This window comes from Deltaproteobacteria bacterium, assembly GCA_016178705.1.
In the GTDB taxonomy this organism is placed as follows: domain Bacteria; phylum Desulfobacterota; class Binatia; order HRBIN30; family JACQVA1; genus JACOST01.
On sequence record JACOST010000031.1, the window covers coordinates 371,788 to 389,783 of the forward strand.

At 64.4% G+C, this 17,996-nt stretch carries 17 protein-coding genes; 8 read left to right on the forward strand and 9 right to left on the reverse strand.

Annotated features, from left to right (window positions below):
- Positions 1-7: 7 nt before the first annotated feature.
- From purL to rpsO, 7 genes are all read right to left on the reverse strand, one after another.
- A complete protein-coding gene (purL, locus tag HYR72_24805) occupies positions 8-2,227 on the reverse strand; it encodes a phosphoribosylformylglycinamidine synthase subunit PurL (GenBank protein MBI1818214.1) in 2,220 nt (739 codons plus the stop codon).
- A gap of 5 nt (positions 2,228-2,232) precedes the next feature.
- Complete coding sequence (gene purQ / locus HYR72_24810) at positions 2,233-2,964, reverse strand: phosphoribosylformylglycinamidine synthase subunit PurQ (GenBank protein ID MBI1818215.1); 732 nt, start codon at positions 2,962-2,964, stop codon at positions 2,233-2,235.
- A gap of 30 nt (positions 2,965-2,994) precedes the next feature.
- Complete coding sequence (gene purS, locus HYR72_24815) at positions 2,995-3,237, reverse strand: phosphoribosylformylglycinamidine synthase subunit PurS (protein MBI1818216.1); 243 nt, start codon at positions 3,235-3,237, stop codon at positions 2,995-2,997.
- A gap of 123 nt (positions 3,238-3,360) precedes the next feature.
- Positions 3,361-3,834, reverse strand: a complete 474-nt coding sequence (gene dut, locus HYR72_24820; protein MBI1818217.1) for a dUTP diphosphatase — start codon at positions 3,832-3,834, stop codon at positions 3,361-3,363.
- 8 nt (positions 3,835-3,842) lie between these two features.
- Positions 3,843-5,111, reverse strand: coding sequence for an insulinase family protein (locus HYR72_24825; protein ID MBI1818218.1), 1,269 nt, complete (start codon positions 5,109-5,111; stop codon positions 3,843-3,845).
- A 2-nt stretch (positions 5,112-5,113) separates the two neighbouring features.
- Positions 5,114-7,207 (reverse strand): polyribonucleotide nucleotidyltransferase, encoded by a 2,094-nt coding sequence (gene pnp / locus HYR72_24830; protein ID MBI1818219.1) that lies wholly within the window; start codon positions 7,205-7,207, stop codon positions 5,114-5,116.
- A gap of 76 nt (positions 7,208-7,283) precedes the next feature.
- Positions 7,284-7,553, reverse strand: coding sequence for a 30S ribosomal protein S15 (gene rpsO / locus HYR72_24835; protein ID MBI1818220.1), 270 nt, complete (start codon positions 7,551-7,553; stop codon positions 7,284-7,286).
- A 151-nt stretch (positions 7,554-7,704) separates the two neighbouring features.
- Here rpsO and HYR72_24840 point away from each other — a divergent pair, with 151 nt between their 5' ends.
- The 8 genes from HYR72_24840 to HYR72_24875 all read left to right on the forward strand — a co-directional run bounded on the left by HYR72_24840 (position 7,705) and on the right by HYR72_24875 (position 15,868).
- Entirely contained in the window at positions 7,705-8,445 is a 741-nt protein-coding gene (locus HYR72_24840; GenBank protein MBI1818221.1) for a hypothetical protein, read from the forward strand.
- A 67-nt stretch (positions 8,446-8,512) separates the two neighbouring features.
- Entirely contained in the window at positions 8,513-9,187 is a 675-nt protein-coding gene (locus HYR72_24845) for a CerR family C-terminal domain-containing protein (protein MBI1818222.1), read from the forward strand.
- Positions 9,177-10,658: a TolC family protein gene (locus HYR72_24850; protein ID MBI1818223.1), complete on the forward strand. Its 1,482-nt coding sequence runs from the start codon at positions 9,177-9,179 to the stop codon at positions 10,656-10,658. The genes HYR72_24845 and HYR72_24850 overlap by 11 nt, the downstream gene beginning before the upstream one ends.
- 3 nt (positions 10,659-10,661) lie before the next feature.
- On the forward strand, positions 10,662-11,678 hold the full coding sequence (locus HYR72_24855; GenBank protein ID MBI1818224.1) for an HlyD family efflux transporter periplasmic adaptor subunit: 1,017 nt from the start codon (positions 10,662-10,664) through the stop codon (positions 11,676-11,678).
- Positions 11,679-11,690: 12 nt separating this feature from the next.
- On the forward strand, positions 11,691-12,626 hold the full coding sequence (locus HYR72_24860; protein ID MBI1818225.1) for an ABC transporter ATP-binding protein: 936 nt from the start codon (positions 11,691-11,693) through the stop codon (positions 12,624-12,626).
- Entirely contained in the window at positions 12,623-13,573 is a 951-nt protein-coding gene (locus HYR72_24865) for an ABC transporter ATP-binding protein (protein ID MBI1818226.1), read from the forward strand. The genes HYR72_24860 and HYR72_24865 overlap by 4 nt, the downstream gene beginning before the upstream one ends.
- A 23-nt stretch (positions 13,574-13,596) precedes the next feature.
- Entirely contained in the window at positions 13,597-14,703 is a 1,107-nt protein-coding gene (locus HYR72_24870) for an ABC transporter permease (GenBank protein ID MBI1818227.1), read from the forward strand.
- 16 nt (positions 14,704-14,719) lie between these two features.
- Entirely contained in the window at positions 14,720-15,868 is a 1,149-nt protein-coding gene (locus tag HYR72_24875) for an ABC transporter permease (GenBank protein ID MBI1818228.1), read from the forward strand.
- Here HYR72_24875 and HYR72_24880 read toward each other — a convergent pair.
- Positions 15,865-16,683: a hypothetical protein gene (locus tag HYR72_24880; GenBank protein ID MBI1818229.1), complete on the reverse strand. Its 819-nt coding sequence runs from the start codon at positions 16,681-16,683 to the stop codon at positions 15,865-15,867. The two genes, HYR72_24875 and HYR72_24880, sit on opposite strands and share 4 nt — an antisense overlap.
- Before the next feature lie 52 nt (positions 16,684-16,735).
- The coding region (locus HYR72_24885; GenBank protein ID MBI1818230.1) for a hypothetical protein at positions 16,736-17,996 on the reverse strand (1,261 nt) is incomplete at its 5' end.

Genomic DNA, 17,996 nt, shown 5'->3' on the forward strand with positions numbered 1-17,996 from the left:
TCCTCTGTTAGGCCGCACCGAGCCGGCGCGGCAGCGCCGTCTCCCACACCTGCCGCATCTCGTTCACTGTCACATCGATCAAGCTGCCGATGGTCAGACGATGCCCGCGCACCTCACCGAGCACCGTGAACGGGGTTTCGTGGCGGTCCGCCAGCTCGCGCAATCGCCCCAGATGCTGACGACGCAGCGACACAATGATGCGCGACTGACTCTCGCCAAACAGCAACGCGTCGGGACGAATTGCACCTTCCAACTCCACGACCGCCCCAAGTTCGCCACGCAGAGGACCGCTGAGGCAGCACTCCGCCAGCGCCACTGCCAAGCCGCCTTCGCTGCAATCGTGCGCCGAACGCACCAGCCCGTCCTGAATCGCGCGCGCGCACACCGCGTGCACGTGCGTCTCGACTTGCAAATCGATCCACGGCGGCGTGCCCGTGAGGATGCCCTGCTGCGCGAGGTACTCACTGCCACCGAGTTCTTCGCGGGTGCGGCCGAGCAGCACGATCACATCGCCTTCACCCTTGAACCACTGCGTGGTGTGGCGCGTCACGTCGTCCATCAGACCCACCATGGCAATGGTCGGTGTCGGCGGAATCGCCCGGCCTTCCGTCTCGTTGTAAAAGCTCACGTTGCCGCTGACCACCGGTACGCCGAGCGCCTTGCAGGCGTCGCGAATGCCGTGAACGGCTTCGACGAACTGCCACATGATCGCCGGCTTCTCGGGGTTGCCGAAGTTCAGGCAGTCGCTGATGCCGAGCGGTACCGCCCCGGCACACACGACATTACGCGCGCTCTCGACCACGGCGATCATGGCCCCGACGTAGGGATCGAGCAGACAATAGCGGCTGTTGCAGTCGACGCTGAGCGCCAGCGCCTTGTGCGTGCCTTTCACCCGCACGACGGCGGCGTCAGACCCGGGCTGCACCACCGTGTTGCCACGCACGAGATGATCGTACTGGCGATACACCCATTGACGCGAGGCGATGTTGGGGGAGTCGAGCAACCCCAGCAGCGTGCGATTGTAGTCACCAGGCAATGCCACGTGATCGAGGTTGAGAACTTGCCGCGCCTCGGCCTCCGCTGATGCCACCGCCGGCCGTTCGTACTTCGGCGCGCCGTCGGCGAGCGGTTCCAGCGGGAGACACGCCACTTCCTGTCCGCGGTGAATGATCCGAATCATGCGATCGTCGGTGACTTCGCCGATGATCGAAGCATCGAGATCCCACTTGGCGAATACCTCGCGCACGACATCTTCCGATCCCGCTTTGGCGACGATCAGCATGCGCTCTTGCGATTCGGACAGCAGAATCTCGTACGGCGTCATGCCCTCTTCGCGCAGGGGGACACGATCCAGGTCCAGGCGGATGCCGGTCTCGCCACGCGCCGCCATTTCAACCGACGAACTCGTCAAGCCGGCGGCACCCATGTCTTGAATCGCAACGATCGCGTCGCGCTCCATCAATTCCAGACAGGCTTCGAGTAGCAACTTCTCGGTGAAGGGATCACCGACCTGGACCGTCGGCCGCTTGTGTTCAGTCTCGTCACCGAATTCAGCCGACGCTAGCAAGCTGGCGCCGTGGATACCGTCGCGCCCAGTCTTCGAGCCGACGTAGATGACCGGATTGCCCACGCCGGTCGCCGAGGCGCGGAAGATACGATCGGCGCGCACGATACCGAGCGTGAACGCGTTGACCAAGATGTTTTCGTTATACCCGGCGTCGAAGTATATCTCGCCGCCGACCGTCGGCACGCCGATACAATTGCCATAGCCGCCGATGCCGCCCACGACGCCGTGGACGAGGTAGCCGGTGCGCGGATGATCGATCGCACCGAAGCGCAGCGAATCGAGATTGGCGATCGGACGCGCGCCCATCGTGAACACGTCGCGCATGATGCCGCCAACGCCGGTAGCGGCGCCCTGGTACGGCTCGACGTACGACGGATGGTTGTGACTCTCAATTTTGAAGACGGCCGCGAGGCCATCGCCGATGTCCATCGCACCGGCGTTCTCGCCGGGTCCCTGTAAGACGCGCGGCCCCGTCGTCGGCAATTCGCGCAACCAGCGCCGCGAACTCTTGTAACTGCAGTGCTCCGACCACATCACGGAGAAAATCCCCAACTCGACGTAGGTCGGGGTACGACCAATCGCCGCGACGATGCGGCGATACTCGTCTTCGTTCAGGCCGTGTTCGGCGGCCAGCGCAGCAGTGACCTGCGGCTCGTCCATACGGCTCACGGTCCCGGCGCCACCGATGCCACCGACTCGGTGCGTCCGGCGGCCACGCTCGCGGCAATTGAGCGGAACAGTTTCAGTCCATCTTCACCGCCCAGTGCCTTCTCCACCGCGTGCTCCGGATGCGGCATGAGCCCGAAGACATTGCGCTGGCGGTTCATGACGCCGGCGATGTTGTGCAGCGACCCGTTAGGATTGGCGGCCTCGGTGACCCGCCCGCCGGCGTCGGCGTAGCGCAGTAAGATTTGTCCTTCTTCTTCGATTTCGCTCAGCGTCGCTTCGCTCGCGACGTAGCAACCTTCGCCGTGCTTGATCGGCAAGGTCAGAATCTCGCCCGGTCCACACGCGCGCGTAAATGCGGTCGCAGCACTTTCGACCCGGACGTGGACGTACTCGCAGACGAAACTAAGGTTACGGTTGCGAATCAGCGCGCCGGGCAGCAAGCCGGCCTCGCACAGCACTTGGAATCCATTGCAAATGCCGAACACCAATCCTCCATCACGGGCGAATCCTACCACGCTCTCCATGACGGGCGAGAAGCGGGCGAGCGCTCCGCAGCGCAAGTAGTCGCCGTACGAAAAGCCGCCGGGCAACACGACGCAATCGACGCCGCGCAGATCGCGCTCTTTGTGCCACAGCGGGATCGCCGTCTGCCCGAGCACGTGATCGATGGCGTAGAGCGCATCGTGGTCGTCGAGCGAGCCGGGAAAGGTCACCACACCCCAGCGCATAGTCTCGTCCTTCTCGGTTAAGTGTCCGCTTCAGTCTTGCAACTCGAAGCGATAGTCTTCGATCACACCATTCGCGAGCAGTTTACGACACATCTCGTCGACCTCACGTTCGACTTCCGCGCGCGGCCCGCGGTCGAGCCAGATTTCGAGGTACTTGCCGAGCCGCACATCGGTGGCCCGCTCGAAACCCAGCGAGTGGAGTGAATGCTGAATGGCCTTGCCGGCTGGATCGAGTACCCCAGATTTCAATGTGACGTATACTTTGGCAAGCACCGCCGCCTCCTCTTCCGCGCCCTGCAGATGATTCGTTCAGGGAACAACACCCGCTCCTTCATAGCGCAAATGAATCGCAAGGTGAACCCACACCCGAACGCGGGTCCGAGTAGCGCATAGCGCTCAGGTTTTCGTCTTGAGGTCGATACCGGTGTGGCCGAAGCCGCCATCGCCGCGTGCGGTCGCTTCCAGCTCGGCCACGACTTGCCACTGCGCCTGCGACACCGGGGCAATGATCAGTTGCGCGATGCGATCGCCGCGCTTGATCTCATACAGTTCGGTGCTCAAGTTGACCAGGATGACGCCGATTTCGCCGCGGTAGTCCGCGTCGATGGTGCCGGGGGAGTTGAGCAGCGTGATTCCATGCCGCAGCGCCAGACCGCTGCGCGGGCGCACTTGCGCTTCGAAGCCGGGTGGTAGTGCCACCGCGATCCCCGTTGGAATCAGCACGCGTTGATGCGGGAGCAACTGAATCGGATCGGTGACATCGGCCATCAGATCCATGCCGGCAGCACTCGTGCTGGCGTAGGCCGGCAGCGGCAACTCCGCAGGCCCCGGCCGTACGCGCTTGACGGCGATGGTGACCGTGGCCGTCACGCGGATGGTCAGGCGGGAGCCGCCGCGGCGAGGATGCCCGCGTCGACGCTGCGGCCCTTCAAGTCACCGAGCAGCGCCATCGCCATATCTTCGTGCCGCAGCAAGCGTTGCGCAAGCGCGACCACGTCATCGTGGCTGACGGCGTCGATGCGCGCGGCCACCTCGTTGGGTGAGATGTCCTGGCCGAAGTAGATCTCGTTCTTGGCGACCCGATTCATCCGGCTATCGCTGCTCTCCAAGCCGAGCAGCATGTTGCCTTTAAGTTGGTTCTTGACGCGGCTTAATTCCTCGCTTCGAAGGCCCTCGACGGCCAGCTTGCGCAGTTCGGCACCGATGACCGTCACCACTTCTTCGACCCACTCCGCGCTGGTCCCGGCGTAGATGCCGAGGTAGCCGATGTCGCGATAGGACGACAAGAACGAGTAGACCGAGTAGGCGCGGCCACGGCGCTCGCGCACTTCTTGAAACAGGCGCGAGCTCATGCCGCCGCCAAGCGCGGTGCTCAGCAAATACGCCGCGTAGCGTTCTGGCGCACACTGCGCGATGCCCGGCATTCCCAGGCAGATGTGAACTTGCTCGAGCGCTTTCTCGACGGAGAAGATCCCGCGTGCCGGTACCGGCGACGAATTGTTGCTCGGTTCCGCCACGCCGCTCAGGTCGCCGAACTCACGCTGCACCCAGTCGACCAACACCTCGTGCGTCAGGTTACCCGCCGCCGCGATGACGATGCGGTCGGGCTGATAGCGCGCGGTGAAGAACTCCAAGAGTTCCTTCTGACCGAACTGCTCGACCGTCTCCGCGCGCCCACAAATCGGATAGCCGAGCGGATGGCCCGGCCAGTAGCTCACATTAAACAGATCGTGGACGTAGTCGTCGGGGGTGTCTTCGACTTGCGAGATTTCCTGCAGCACGACGGCGCGCTCGCGATCGATCTCTTCTGGAGCGAAGCGCGAGTGACGAAAGATGTCGGCGAGCAGATCGATCGCCAACGGCAGGTGCTCGGCGAGCACCTTGGCGTAGTAACAGGTGTACTCTTTGCTCGTGAAGGCGTTGAGGACGCCACCGACCGCGTCGATCTCTTCCGCGATCGCCGCCGCCGTGCGGCGCTCCGTGCCTTTGAAAAACAGATGCTCGAGGAAGTGGGAGATCCCGTTCTGCTTCGCGGTTTCGAAGCGTGAGCCGTTCTCCACCCAAATGCCGATCGTGGCGGAGGGGACGCCCGGCATCTCCTCCGTGACCACCCGCAGGCCGTTGGGCAGTACCGAACGGCTCACCATGCTCAACCCTGCCCCGCGGCCGCCCCCAGCGCTTCCTTGCGACTGAGGCGAATCTTGCCTTGTCTGTCGACCTCCAGCACCTTCACCATCACCTCGTCGCCTTCTTTCAGCACGTCGGTGACCTTCTGAACGCGCCCCTCGGCCAGCTGCGAGATGTGAATCAGTCCGTCGGTGCCGGGCATGATTTCCACAAAGGCGCCGAAGTCGACGATCTTGCGCACCTTGCCCTTGTAGATCTTGCCAACTTGGGCCTCGGCCGTGAGGCCTTCGATGCGCTCGATCGCTTTGCGCAGCGACGCGCCGTCGCTGGAGGCGATGAACACCGTGCCATCATCTTCGATGTCGATCTTCGCGCCGGTTTCCTCGACGATGGCGCGAATCACCTTGCCACCTGGTCCGATGACGTCGCGAATCTTGTCCGGCTTGATCTTGATGGTAACGATGCGGGGGGCGTGCGGAGAAATGTCCCCACGGGCCTGCGGCAACGTCTGGTTCATAATGCCGAGGATGTGGAGGCGGCCTTCGCGGGCCTGGTGCAACGCCTCGCGCATGATCTCGCGCGTGACGCCGCGGATCTTGATGTCCATCTGCAAGCCGGTAATGCCTTCGCTCGTACCGGCGACCTTGAAGTCCATGTCGCCGAGATGGTCCTCGTCACCGAGGATGTCCGAGAGGATGCGAACCTTGTCACCGTCCTTGATCAGTCCCATCGCGATACCAGCCACCGCCCCCTTGGTGGGAACGCCGGCATCCATCAGGGCGAGCGAGCTGCCGCACACTGTCGCCATCGACGACGAGCCATTCGATTCGAGCACTTCAGAAACCATTCGCACCGTGTACGGGAAGGTCGCTTCGGCCGGAAGCACGGGCACCACGGAACGTTCCGCCAGCGCCCCGTGTCCGACATCGCGCCGGCTCGGACCGCGCAGCGGTCGGACTTCGCCGACGCTGAACGGCGGGAAATTGTAGTGCAGCATGAACTTCTTGTAGTATTCGCCGATCAACGCATCGATCTTCTGCTCGTCCGCCGAGGTGCCGAGCGTGGCCACCACCAACGCCTGCGTTTCGCCCCGAGTGAACAGCGCCGAGCCGTGGGTCCGCGGCAGCACGCCGACCTCGCAACTGACGGGCCGAATGTCCTTCAGTCCGCGGCCGTCGATGCGTTTGCCGCTCTCGACGATCACGCCGCGCACGATCTGACTTTCGATCTCCTCCACCGCTTCCTTGACGGCCTTCCCCGCGCTGGGGAATTCGGCGGCGAGGGCGGCTTGGGTGTCGGCCATTGCTTGCCGAAGCGCTGCGACGCGTTCCTGCTTGCCGGTGATGGCCAATGCCTTCCGCATGAGCGGACCGGCGACAGCTTCGGCTCGCTTGGTGAGGTCGGCATTGCCCGCGACCACCACCACTGCGCGCTTTGGTTTGCCAACGGCTTGGCGCAGCTCTTCCTGCAGCTTGATCAGGATCTGCATCTCCTGATGACCGAAGTACAGCGCCTCGAGCATGACGTCTTCCGACACCCCGCTCGCGCCGCCCTCCACCATCACCAGGCTGTCCGCGGTGCCGGCAACGACCAGTGAGATGTCGCTGGCTTCGTACTGGCTGTGTTGCGGGTTGATCACCAGTTTGCCGTCGAGACGGCCGACACGCACCGCGGCGATCGGTCCGAGAAACGGAATATCCGACACATGCAGCGCCGCCGAGGCCGCAATCAGCGCGACCATGTCGGCGTCGTTTTCCTTATCGGCGGAGAGCACCGTGGCAATGACTTGCGTTTCGCAGACGAAACCTTCCGCGAACAGTGGACGAATCGGCCGGTCAATCAAGCGCGAATTCAAAATTTCCCGTTCGGATTGTCGCCCTTCGCGCTTGAAGAACCCGCCGGGGATTTTCCCGGTCGCGAAGGTCTTCTCCTGGTAATCACAGGTGAGCGGAAAGAAATCGATGCCTTCACGCGCGCTGCGCGAGGCCACGGCGGTGGCGAGCACACAGGTCTCGCCGTATTGCACCAATGCGGCGCCATCGGCCTGCTTGGCCATGCGCCCGACCTCGATCGTCAGGGCGCGCCCCGCCAACAGAGTTTCGATTTTCTTGAACATACATTTGCCTCCCGGGCCGTTATGGCCCTGCTGTGGGAGGGAAGACGATAGCGGGAGATGCGCGAGGGAGCCGGCGCTATTTCCGGATCCCCAGCCGATCAATGACGCTCTTGTAGCGCTCGTAGTCGCCGCGCTTCAAATAATCCAACAACCGGCGACGCTGGCCGACGAGTTTCAACAACCCGCGCCGCGAATGGTGATCCTTCGTATGGACTTTGAAGTGCTCGGTCAGATAAGTAATTCGATCGCTGAGCAGCGCAATTTGCACCTCGGGAGAGCCCGTGTCAGTTCCATGGAGCCGATACTGCTGCACGATGTTCTGTCGTTGCTCCAGAGCTGTCCCCATCTTTCCTCCGAACCTTTTAGTTGACGAGGAGGATTAACATACGCGCATATGCGGCGCAAGCTGGCGCGAGCCAGCTGCCTTGAGCCAGCATCCCGGCATCGACGATGAAATTTGCCGCCCGGCGGTCACGCCGATACGATCCGATCCCCTTATGACCCGTGTCGCCGTGTTTGCCGCGTTGCAGTGGGAATGCCGCCCGGTCCTGCGCCAGCTTCGCGCCATGCAGCGTCAGGTAGTCGATGGATTTACGGTCTGGACTGGCACCGCCCCCGGCCGGCAGATTGATCTCATCAAGACCGGCATCGGCATGGGACGCGCCGCGGCGGCCGCCGCGACGGTAGCCGCGCTCGGCCCGCACGACGTCTTCTTGTCGACCGGGTGCGCCGGCGGTCTCGTGCCCGGCCTGGCTCCGGGCTACCTGACGATACCCACGCGCATCGTGGCACGCGCGACCGGCGACGCGTACGAGACTGACCTCGCCACACGCACCCAACTCACGACCGTCGCGGCGCGCGTCGGCCTCACCGCGACCTTCGGGCCGCTCCTCTGCAGCGCGCGCGCACTACGCAGCGGCGCCGACAAACTCCGGGCCGGCGAGCAGACCGGAGCCGTCGCCGTCGAAATGGAAGGCGCCGCGATTGCCGCCTTCGCGCGACAGGCCGGCGTCCCGTTCGCCGCGGTGCGCGCGATTCTCGACCCGGTCGACAGTGCCCTCGATCTCTCGCCCGGCCTCGTCGATCCCCTCAGCGGCACACCGCGGCCGCTCGCCGTCGCCCGCTATCTCGCGACGCAACGGCGCGCGCTGCCCACTCTCTTCGCCATGCAGCGCATGATGCACGCGGCGCAGACCAGTCTCGACACATTCTTCCACGCCTGGCTCCGCGGCCCGTAAGCGACGCGCCCCGTTGCAGGCGGTACCCCTCTTGACTTCGTCAAACATCTGTTTCAAACGGATGTTCATGCAACGAGGCAATGGCGGGGATACCCGAGCGCGAGTGCTGGCTGCGGCCGCCGAGCTGTTTGCTGCGCACGGCTTCCATGGCACGACGGCGCGCGACATCGCCGCGCGCGCGCGCGTCAATCTCGCCGCCGGCAACTACCATTTCGGCTCCAAGCGCGACTTGTACCTCGAAGTGCTGCGCGGCCAGTTCGCCGAGATTCGTGCCCTGCTCGCGCGCCGCGGCGCCAGCAAGCCGCCCAGCGAGGTGCAGCGGATGTCGCGCCGTGGCATCGAAGGCCTCCTGCAAACCCGTTCCCAGGCGATGCTCGACTTGCTGATCGGACCCCCGCCCGGACTCCACGGAACACTGATGCAGCGCGAGATGACCGACCCCAGCGAGGCGCTGCCGGTCATCGTCGACGAGTTCATTTTGCCGATGATGGAGGAGATGAAGACAATCCTCGCCCCGCTTGCCCCCAATCTCGCGGCCGTGACGATCGAGCGCTGCGTGCACAGCATCATGGGGCAAGCGCTCTTCTATCGCTTCGTGATGCCGGCGATGCTGCGCGTCCTCGATCGCCGCACCTATCCACGCGGGTTCGCCCGCACGCTGGCCAAACACATCACGCAGTTCTCACTCGGAGGCATCGATCGCCTCGCCGCACCGCAACGGAGGTCGCACCATGCCCGCTAGCGGGGTGCTTCGCTGCCTCGTACTCTGCGGTGGGCTCGCGCTTGGCGGCTGCGCGACGATGGCGACATTCACGCGCCCGGAAGGTGACGGCGGGTGGAGTGCGGCTCGACGCCAGGAAGAACTCGGACAACGCGCAGCAGTTGCCGGCGTCGTCTTCAATGCCACGCCCGTTGCCGTGACCGAACCCACGCCGTCAATCCCCTCACAACTCAACCTCGCGGCTGCTCTCGCGCTTGCAGCGACGCACAACCGACTCATCGCGGAAGCCGACACCTTCGTGGCTTCCGCAGGCGAGCATGTCGTCGACGTGCGTGGGCGACTGCTGCCGAACACGACGGGACAGGGGCGCTACACTTGGTATACGGATTCGCTCACCACCAGCGCCGCCCTGCCTCCTGGACTGTTGCCGGCAGCCCCGCCTTCTTTCGATATCAAGACTCGCGATGCCGGCTTCGGCACCGTGAACGGCACGCTGAGTCTGCCCATCGATCTCTCCGGCGAGTTGCGTCACGCGCTCTCGGCGGCGCAAGCGGGTTATCGCGGCGAGCAGGCGCGGGCGTGGGCAACCAACCTCGAGCAGCAGACGCTGGTGGTGCGGTCGTATTTCGACTTGCTCGAAGCGCTGCGCCTGCGCGAGGTCACCCAACAGACTCTCGCCCTCTATCGCGAGCAGCTGGCCACCGCGCAGAGCCGTTTCGACAACGGACGGGTCACCAAAAATCAACTGCTGGTCGTGCAAGTCGCGTTGCGCAACGCCGAACAGCAGCTGCTCCAGCGTGACCTGGCGATCGAGCGCGCGCGCTGGACGCTCAATCAGGTCATCGGCGTCGCCATCGACGCCGCCACCGACGTCGAAGACGTGACCAGCAATCCCGAAGTACCCGGCGTCGATGAGGCGCTGCGGATGTCGCACACCAACAATCCAGCACTGCGCTCGCTCCTCGAAGAACAACAGCGTTTCGAAGAAACGGTGAGCTCACTCGAACGGAGTCGCCTACCGCGTTTTGCCGCGGGCGGCGCGGTCGACTACTCCAGTTCGAACATCGTCGAACCGCAACGCGTCGGCTCGGGGTTCACCGGCTTCAGCTGGGATCTCGGCACCGATTGGCGTCGCGAGGCACAGATCGCCGACGCCAAGGTGGCGGCTGACCGCAATCGCATCGTCGTCGAACGCACCCTGCGCGAAATCGAAGCCGCCATCCGCTCTACCCAGCTCGCCGCACAGGAACGTCTCGCCGCGTTTACCACCGCCGCCACCGCTGTCGGGCAAGCGGAAGAGAACCTCCGCATCCGCCAACAACAATTCGAGGTCGGCCGCGCGGACAGCGAAGACGTGCTCGAAGCCAATGCCCTACTCGCGCAACAACGAGCGGTGCTCGCGACCGCGCTGTACCAAGCCCACACCCGTCGCGCCGAGTTGCAGCAATTGATCGGCCTGCCTCTCGACGAACTGGTTTTGCAATCGAGGTGACCCATGTCTCGCCGTCTTCCGATCGCCTTGATCGTCATCGCTGCCGCTGTCGGCACCGGCGTGTGGTATGTGCGCCGTGATCACGCGCCGCCGCACTACACCGGATTCGTTGAAGGCGAGGAACGCGTCATTCGCAGCGAGGTTGCCGGTCGCGTGCTGGAGGTGAAGTTCGCCGAAGGCGCGAACGTGCCGGCCGATGCGGTCATCGCCGTGCTCGACGATAGCGACATCCAGGCCCGTCTCAGATCTAAACGCGAAGAAGTCGGCGTGATCGACGCGGAAGTGCAGATGCAGCAGGAGCGCATCGAGCTGGTGCAGGGTACGTGGCAGCGTGACCTCAACGCGCGCACCGCCGAGTTGCGCCAATCCGAATCGGCGCTCGAGAACTCTGAGCGCACACTCACTCGCGAGCAAGCGCTGGTGAAGACCGGTGCCAGCACGGCACAGGTACTCGATGACAACCGCTCGCGCGTCGATCAAGCACGCAGCGCCCGCGACCGCGCTCGCGAGTTGCTGGCCCGGGTGCAAGCGGAAGAACGCACCATCGCGGTGGCGCGCCATGAACTGACTACGTTTCAACAAAAGCGCGACCTTGCTCTCGCCCAAGTCAACGAGCTGCAGGTCGCGCTCGCAAAATGCACCGTGCATGCGCCGGCAGTGCCGACGATCGGGCAGACCCAGTTCATCTGGCCGGGCGAGTTCGCGCAGCCGGGCAGCGCGCTGTTCGCGCTCCTCGACCCGACAGACAAATACGTCCAGATCTACGTCCCGGTATCCGACGTCGGCCGCATCAGCCTCGGGCAACGCGTCGCGATCGAACTCGACAGCCGACCCGGCCAACGCACGCCGGGCGAAGTCCGTTTCATCGCCGAGACGGCGAATTTCACACCGGAGAAAATCGAAACCCGCAGCGATCGCATGGGCCAGGTCTACCGCGTGAAGATCCGCATTCTCGAGGGTGTCGAGCAGTTTCAGCCCGGGACCGAGGGCAACGTCTACTTATCGACGCCGTCTGCCTGACGAGCCGCAGCGATGTCTACTGAGTTCGTGATCGAGCTGCGCGGACTGCGCAAACGATACGACGCACGTCAGGCGCTGAGCGGCGTGGACCTCACGCTTGCGGGACAGCAGATCGTCGGTGTCGTCGGGCCCGACGGCGCCGGCAAGACGACGTTGATTCGGGCCCTCGCTGGACTGCTCAATGTCGAAGCCGAGACGGCGCGGGTCCTCGGTTTCGACGTCCGCCGCGACGTCACTGAACTGAAGGCGCAGACCGGCTACGTGCCGCAGAGTTTCGGACTCCACCGCGACCTGTCGGTGATGGAAAATCTGCGCTTTACAGCGCGGCTGCAACGCCTCCGCGATCCCGAGTTCACGAATCGGGCAACCGATTTGTTGGCGCGCACCGGACTCGCACCCTTCGTCAAGCGCCCGGCCGGCGCGCTCTCCGGTGGCATGAAGCAGAAACTCGCCATCGCCAACGCGCTGTTGCTCAAGCCGGCGCTTCTGCTGTTGGATGAACCGACCGCGGGCGTCGACGTACTGGCACGCAGCGAGATCTGGACGATGCTGGAGCAGGAGCGCAGCGCGGCGCTGATCCTCATCAGCACCAGCTACCTCGATGAAGCGGCGCGCTGCGATCGCCTGGTCTACCTCGACGCCGGTTGCGTGGTGGCCACCGGTACTCCGAGCGAACTGCGCACCGGAGTGCCGTTGGAGTTGTACCGCGCATGGGGTGACGATCCACGGGCGATCGTGCGTGCCGCGCGCTGCTTGCCCTACGTTGGCAGCGCCCGTGCGACCGGTCGATTCGCGCGCATCGAAGTGCCGAAACGCAGCGCGCCGGGAGACGCGCGCGTGCTGCGCGAGCTGATGGCCCTACCCGGTGTCGGTGTCCAATTCGCGGAGCATCTACCCCTCGACATGGAATCCACGCTGCTGGCCCTCGCGCGCGGAGTTCCCGCATGACATCGCGGATGACTGCGCCGCCGATTATCCGCGCCCAAGGACTCACCAAGCGCTTCGGCGACTTCGCGGCGGTGGACAACCTCACCATCACGGTGCAGCCGGGCATGATCTTCGCGTTTCTCGGCGCCAACGGCTCGGGCAAGAGCACTACGATTCGCATGCTGATCGGTCTGCTGCAACCGACGGCCGGCACCATCGAAGTGGATGGCGTCGACGTCATCCGTCACGCCCGCCGAGTGCGCGACCATATCGGCTACATGGGGCAGAAGGTCAGCCTCTACGCCGGGCTGACGTTGCGCGAGAACGTCGAGTTCTATGCCGGGCTGTTCAATCTCTCCGGCCCCGAACTCGCGCAGCGGTGGGGCGCGCTGCGCGAACGATTTTCGCTTGGCGACGCCGAAGGTGAGAAGTCCGAAGACCTGCCCGCCGGCATCCGCCAGCGTGCCGGTCTCGCCCTCAGTACGCTGCACGCACCGCGCGTGCTGTTTCTCGACGAGCCCACCGCCGGGGTCGATGTGCACAATCGCGGCCTGTTCTGGGAATTGATCCAAGACGAAGCGGCCGCGGGGGTCACCGTGTTCGTCACCACACATTTCTTGGAAGAGGTCGACTACTGCGACTGGGTCTCCTTCATCGATGCCGGCAAGATGGTCGCCGACGCCGAACCGGAGGCGCTGCGCCAGCGCTACTCCGACGGCTACCAGATTACGATCGATCTCCCGCAGGCCGGTCGCGCCGCGGCGCAACAGACACTACAGAACGTGGGAGCACAGGTTCATCCGACTGCCGAGGGGCTACGCGTCGTGGTCCCGACGTTGGAGTCGGCATTTCTCGCCGCACTCGACCGCGTCGCGACCGAACGGGCGGCGGCATCGGTCCACATCGAGCAACCGGCGATGACCGACGTGTTTCGGCGTGTGCTCGCCGACGCGGCACTCGAACTATGAACTGGCGCCGACTCCGAACCCTCATGCGGCGCGAGGTGCTGGCCACCTTCCGTGATCCCTTTACGATGGCCGTGCTGATCACGGTGCCGTTGGCGGCACTGCTCGCGTTCGGTTTCGTCCTCTCGACCGAGGTTCACAACCTCGCCCTCGGCGTGTACGACGCCGATCAATCGGCCGCCAGCCGCCGATTGGTGGCCGACCTCGCGAGCAAAGACATCTTCGCCCCACGCGCGTACGCCACCCGCGATGCACTCGAACATGCCCTCGTCGGCGGCGACATCAGTGCCGGCCTCATCATCCCCCCCGACTTCGATCGCGCGCAACGGGCCACCACGTCCGCACAGACCCCGCCAACGGTGCAAGTGCTTTACGACGGCGCCGAGGCCGTGCTGGCCGGCAACGCGGAAGGCTTCTTACGTAGCATCGTTGCTGCTACCGGCGCACAACTCGACGCGGGCACTCGCCCCAGCCGCCACGGCGCGGCGAGTGGCCACTTGCAGGTCGTTGCCAACTCGCTGTTCAACCCGCGCCTCGACGGGCGGCCGTTCATGGTCGCCGGCACGTTCGGCTTCGTGTTGTCGTTTCTCACCACGCTGATCACCGCGGTATCCATCGTGAACGAGAAGCTCACCGGCACCTTCGAGCAATTGCAGGTGACCCCGGCCACCTCGTTGGAGATCCTGCTCGGAAAGATCCTGCCGCTCGGCGCGGTGTTCGCGCTCGACGTGATTCTCATGGTGTTGGTCGCCGGCCTGGTCATTCACGTGTGGCCGAACGGCAGCGCGCTGTTCTTTGTACTCGTGTCGTCGTTCTACGTTCTGGTGTCGCTGGCGCTCGGGTTGATTATCTCGGCCACCTCGGCGACCGCGGCCGAGGCGGTGCAGAAGAGCGTGCTGTTCAGCATTCCATTGGTGCAACTCAGCGGCTTCGCCTTCCCGACACGCAACATGCCGTGGCTGGTGCAATGGGTCGCCGAGATCTTTCCCGCCACGCACTACATTCGCGTGAGTCGCGCGATCTATATCCGCGGCGAGGGGCCGCTGACACTGCTGCCGGAGTTGGGACTGCTGCTCCTCTTTGGCGCGCTCTTGATGGCGTATGCGTTGCGGACCATTGAGGCTCGTTCATGATTCGGGAGGCCCGTTCATGATCCGCACGACGCACAGTTTTTGGCGCAACGTCGCCGCCGTCGCGTACAAAGAAGCCACCATCGTGCGCCACGACAAGGCATTGCTGGCCACCGTCTTCGCACAGCCTGTCATGATGCTGCTGCTGTTCGGCATCGCCATCTCGAACAAGCCGGCGAATGTGCCGTGGGCGGTCTTGGATCAGAGCCGCACCGCGGTCTCACGCCGACTGATCGAAGCGGTGCAACACACGGGTTACTTTCTGCCGCGGCGGATGGTGGAGAGTTACGACGAGGGCGAAGCCATGCTGCGGCAAGGCATCGTGCTGGCCTTCCTGGTGGTTCCGGCCGACTTGCGGCGGGTAGCGGAACGCGGGGCTCCGCGCGTGCAACTGCTGCTCGATGGCAGCGATCCCCTGACCGCTGCGCGGGTGGGAGGCTACATCGGACAAGTGGCGGCCGCGTTCGAACTGCAGACGGCGTCCATCGGGGCGCACGTACCCGACGCTCGGGTACGCTCCGCAGGCCTCATCGACGTCCGCCAGCGATTCTGGTTCAACGCCACGCTGCGCGATCGGGAGTTTTACCTTGCCGCACTCGCCGGGATGCTGCTGACCAACCTCTGCCTATCTGCGACCAGTCTCGGGTTGGTGGGCGAACGCGAGAGCGGCACATACGAGCAGATGCTCGCGCTTCCCACTACGCCAACCGAGATAGTGCTCGGCAAGCTCGTGCCGTACGTTGGGCTAAGCTATGGCGTCCTGCTCTTCGCCACGCTCGCAGCCGGGCTATGCTTCGGCATTTGGCCGCGCGGCAGCTGGTTCTCGCTCCTGCTGGTCACCCTGCCCTTCGTATTGGCGTCGCTGGCCATCGGGGTCTTTGTCTCGACGCTCGCACACACTTCGGCGCAAGCCGTGTTCATCACGGTGTTCTTCATCCTGCCGTCGTTCGTCCTGTCGGGTTCGATGTTGCCGTATCAATTGATGCCAGCAGGCATCCGCCACATCGGTGCGTTGTTGCCGTTGCGCTGGTATCAAATCGCGCTGCGCCGCATTGCCGCGCGCGGCGCCGGACTCGCGGATGTCGCGCTCCCGGTGCTGGCGCTGATCACGTTGTTTGCGGTGATCCTCGGCGGAATTCGCTGGCGAATGAAGCCGCGGCTCGGCTAGCGTCGAGCGCGGATCAACGTGCCGCCGCCCACGAGCGTCAATATCAGCAGCAGCGCGATGAGCATCGCCGGCGAGAAGAGCGGCGACGGCACCGGCGAGAACGTCTCCAGCCGATCGAGCAACAAATCAGCGGCGTGCTGCGGAATGAATTCGACGAGGATGCTCCGAATGCGCCGCGGATTCACTCCAGCGAAATTCTTGAACAGAAACTGCGACGGGGTTGGCGTAAAGGCTTCGAAGTCCCCCGCATTGATCGTCTTCGCGAACACCGCGCTATGGCCGGCGGTGTCTTCGAGGGTGACGCGAAAGTCGAATGGAGGGGCGGCCAGGTCGGCTTCGAAGATGACGCTGATGCCGAGCGCATTGCTGAGATCGACGCTGAGCCCGGCGCCGTTGTTGTCATAGAGCAAGCCAAACGATCCGATCGCGGCATCGGACTGCGCAACCTGGAAAAATCCCGCCGGCAGTGGCGCGACCCCGGCGGTAAATCGGGCTGAAGTGGCATCGCAGATTCCCGGCGTCGTCAAACTGACCGTCAAGGTACGCGAACCCCCCAATACATCAGGTAGACCAGTGTCGGTCTTCGTCAGGCTCGATGTGCAATCAGGCGAACAGCCTTCCGTACATACCCCACACGCGGAGGCCGCGCAGTCGTCGGTCGACCGGGTCACGTTGAACGGCGGCGGAGGCCCCATGAAGCGCGTGTTGATGGCACTGCCGAATTGGTCGACCACAGTCTCGACCGCGAGCGCTGGCGTAACAATAGCGAGCGTCAGCAAGGTTGCCGCCACTATCGATCGTCTCTCTCCCCTCATCGTCGTCTCCTCCGCCAGGACCCAGGGACTCGCCACTCAGCGTCGCCCGGCGTCACTGACATGCAACGATGCGCTGGCAGTTGTCAAAGGCTTGGTTGATGGCGGCGACCCCGGCGTTGACGTCGGACGCTGAAACGCCCGTGACCATCCCTTGCAACGATTCGTTTGCCAGGTTCACGACCGCCTCGACCGTCGTGCTGGTTGCCGCCACCGCTGCCGGAAGCGTCCACGGCCCGGCGATGGCACTGGATGAGTCGATGTCATCGTCCGCGGTGCCGATGATACCGTCGGGTCCAGCGGTGAGGGCTTGCGTGCAGAATCCGCGCGCTGGCAAAACGAATGCGCTCAACCCATCAAAGCCGCCACCGCTATCCGACAGGTATAGCGCCAACGTGAGAGCTACGGTCTCGCCGCTGAGGGTCCCGCCACCGTCGTCGGTGACATCACCTGCGGCGGCGAAGTTGCGATCGCCGGCGAGCAACACCTGCGGCAACCCTCGGGCAGGTAGATACGCGCTCAGCGCGGCGACCGTGCCCAGAGTGGTCGAGCGGCCCGCGCCGCCAATGGTCACCGGAAGAATCGCCGGATCGCGCGTGATGAAGCCGGCTGGTCCGTTCGCAACCCCACTGCCCCATCCGACTTGCGAGAGCGTGCAGAACTGTTGGCCAAGTGAATCGACATGATGTGCAGCAAACGACTTGTGGGTCGGGGTGGGCGTCGGCGTCGCCGTTGCCGTCGGAGTCGCGGTGATCGTCACCGTGCGGGTCGGCGTGGCGATGGAAGTAGTCAGGCAGACGGAATCACCCTTCGCTCCTGCGCGCGTGGTCGACGGATCACGGAAGATCACTTTCAAGTACGCTACCCCCGCCGGTGCCGTCGCGCTCAGCGCGTACGGTCCGCCCACCGCTCCGGTGATGTCGATGTCGGTGGTGATCGTATGAATCGCCGGCAAGCCGATCTCCACGTTCGAACTGGTGTAGAAGCGGATCTCGATGGTCGGATGCACCGACGGATCGTGCGTGCCGCTGTAGAACGTCATCGCGTACACATGGCCCGCTACCGCCGCCACCTGCTGCGACCACAGCCCGGTCTGCCCAGCCCCGATGCCCCAGACGTAGCCCACGCGCACACCGTCCGGTGGATGGAAGGCGGTGGTCGCCCCCGCCTCGCCACTCTCCACCACCCAGATCGTCGGGATCGGATCGTTGATGCTGTTGATACCACTGAGGATCTCGAAGCTCGCGTTCTGGACCAAGTTGCCCGGGCAGAACGACGGCGTGGCCGTCGGCGGCACGGCGGTGTTGGTCGCCATC

What these genes read in the sequence shown, in the direction of transcription:
- pnp (MBI1818219.1), bottom strand. Translation starts at nt 7,207, where the DNA reads ATGTTCAAGAAAATCGAAACTCTGTTGGCGGGGCGCGCCCTGACGATC.
- rpsO (MBI1818220.1), bottom strand. Translation starts at nt 7,553, where the DNA reads ATGGGGACAGCTCTGGAGCAACGACAGAACATCGTGCAGCAGTATCGG.
- HYR72_24850 (MBI1818223.1), top strand. Translation starts at nt 9,177, where the DNA reads ATGCCCGCTAGCGGGGTGCTTCGCTGCCTCGTACTCTGCGGTGGGCTC.
- HYR72_24855 (MBI1818224.1), top strand. Translation starts at nt 10,662, where the DNA reads ATGTCTCGCCGTCTTCCGATCGCCTTGATCGTCATCGCTGCCGCTGTC.
- HYR72_24840 (MBI1818221.1), top strand. Translation starts at nt 7,705, where the DNA reads ATGACCCGTGTCGCCGTGTTTGCCGCGTTGCAGTGGGAATGCCGCCCG.
- HYR72_24870 (MBI1818227.1), top strand. Translation starts at nt 13,597, where the DNA reads ATGCGGCGCGAGGTGCTGGCCACCTTCCGTGATCCCTTTACGATGGCC.
- HYR72_24875 (MBI1818228.1), top strand. Translation starts at nt 14,720, where the DNA reads ATGATCCGCACGACGCACAGTTTTTGGCGCAACGTCGCCGCCGTCGCG.
- HYR72_24880 (MBI1818229.1), bottom strand. Translation starts at nt 16,683, where the DNA reads ATGAGGGGAGAGAGACGATCGATAGTGGCGGCAACCTTGCTGACGCTC.
- HYR72_24865 (MBI1818226.1), top strand. Translation starts at nt 12,623, where the DNA reads ATGACATCGCGGATGACTGCGCCGCCGATTATCCGCGCCCAAGGACTC.
- purQ (MBI1818215.1), bottom strand. Translation starts at nt 2,964, where the DNA reads ATGCGCTGGGGTGTGGTGACCTTTCCCGGCTCGCTCGACGACCACGAT.
- HYR72_24825 (MBI1818218.1), bottom strand. Translation starts at nt 5,111, where the DNA reads ATGGTGAGCCGTTCGGTACTGCCCAACGGCCTGCGGGTGGTCACGGAG.
- purL (MBI1818214.1), bottom strand. Translation starts at nt 2,227, where the DNA reads ATGGACGAGCCGCAGGTCACTGCTGCGCTGGCCGCCGAACACGGCCTG.
- HYR72_24860 (MBI1818225.1), top strand. Translation starts at nt 11,691, where the DNA reads ATGTCTACTGAGTTCGTGATCGAGCTGCGCGGACTGCGCAAACGATAC.
- HYR72_24845 (MBI1818222.1), top strand. Translation starts at nt 8,513, where the DNA reads ATGCAACGAGGCAATGGCGGGGATACCCGAGCGCGAGTGCTGGCTGCG.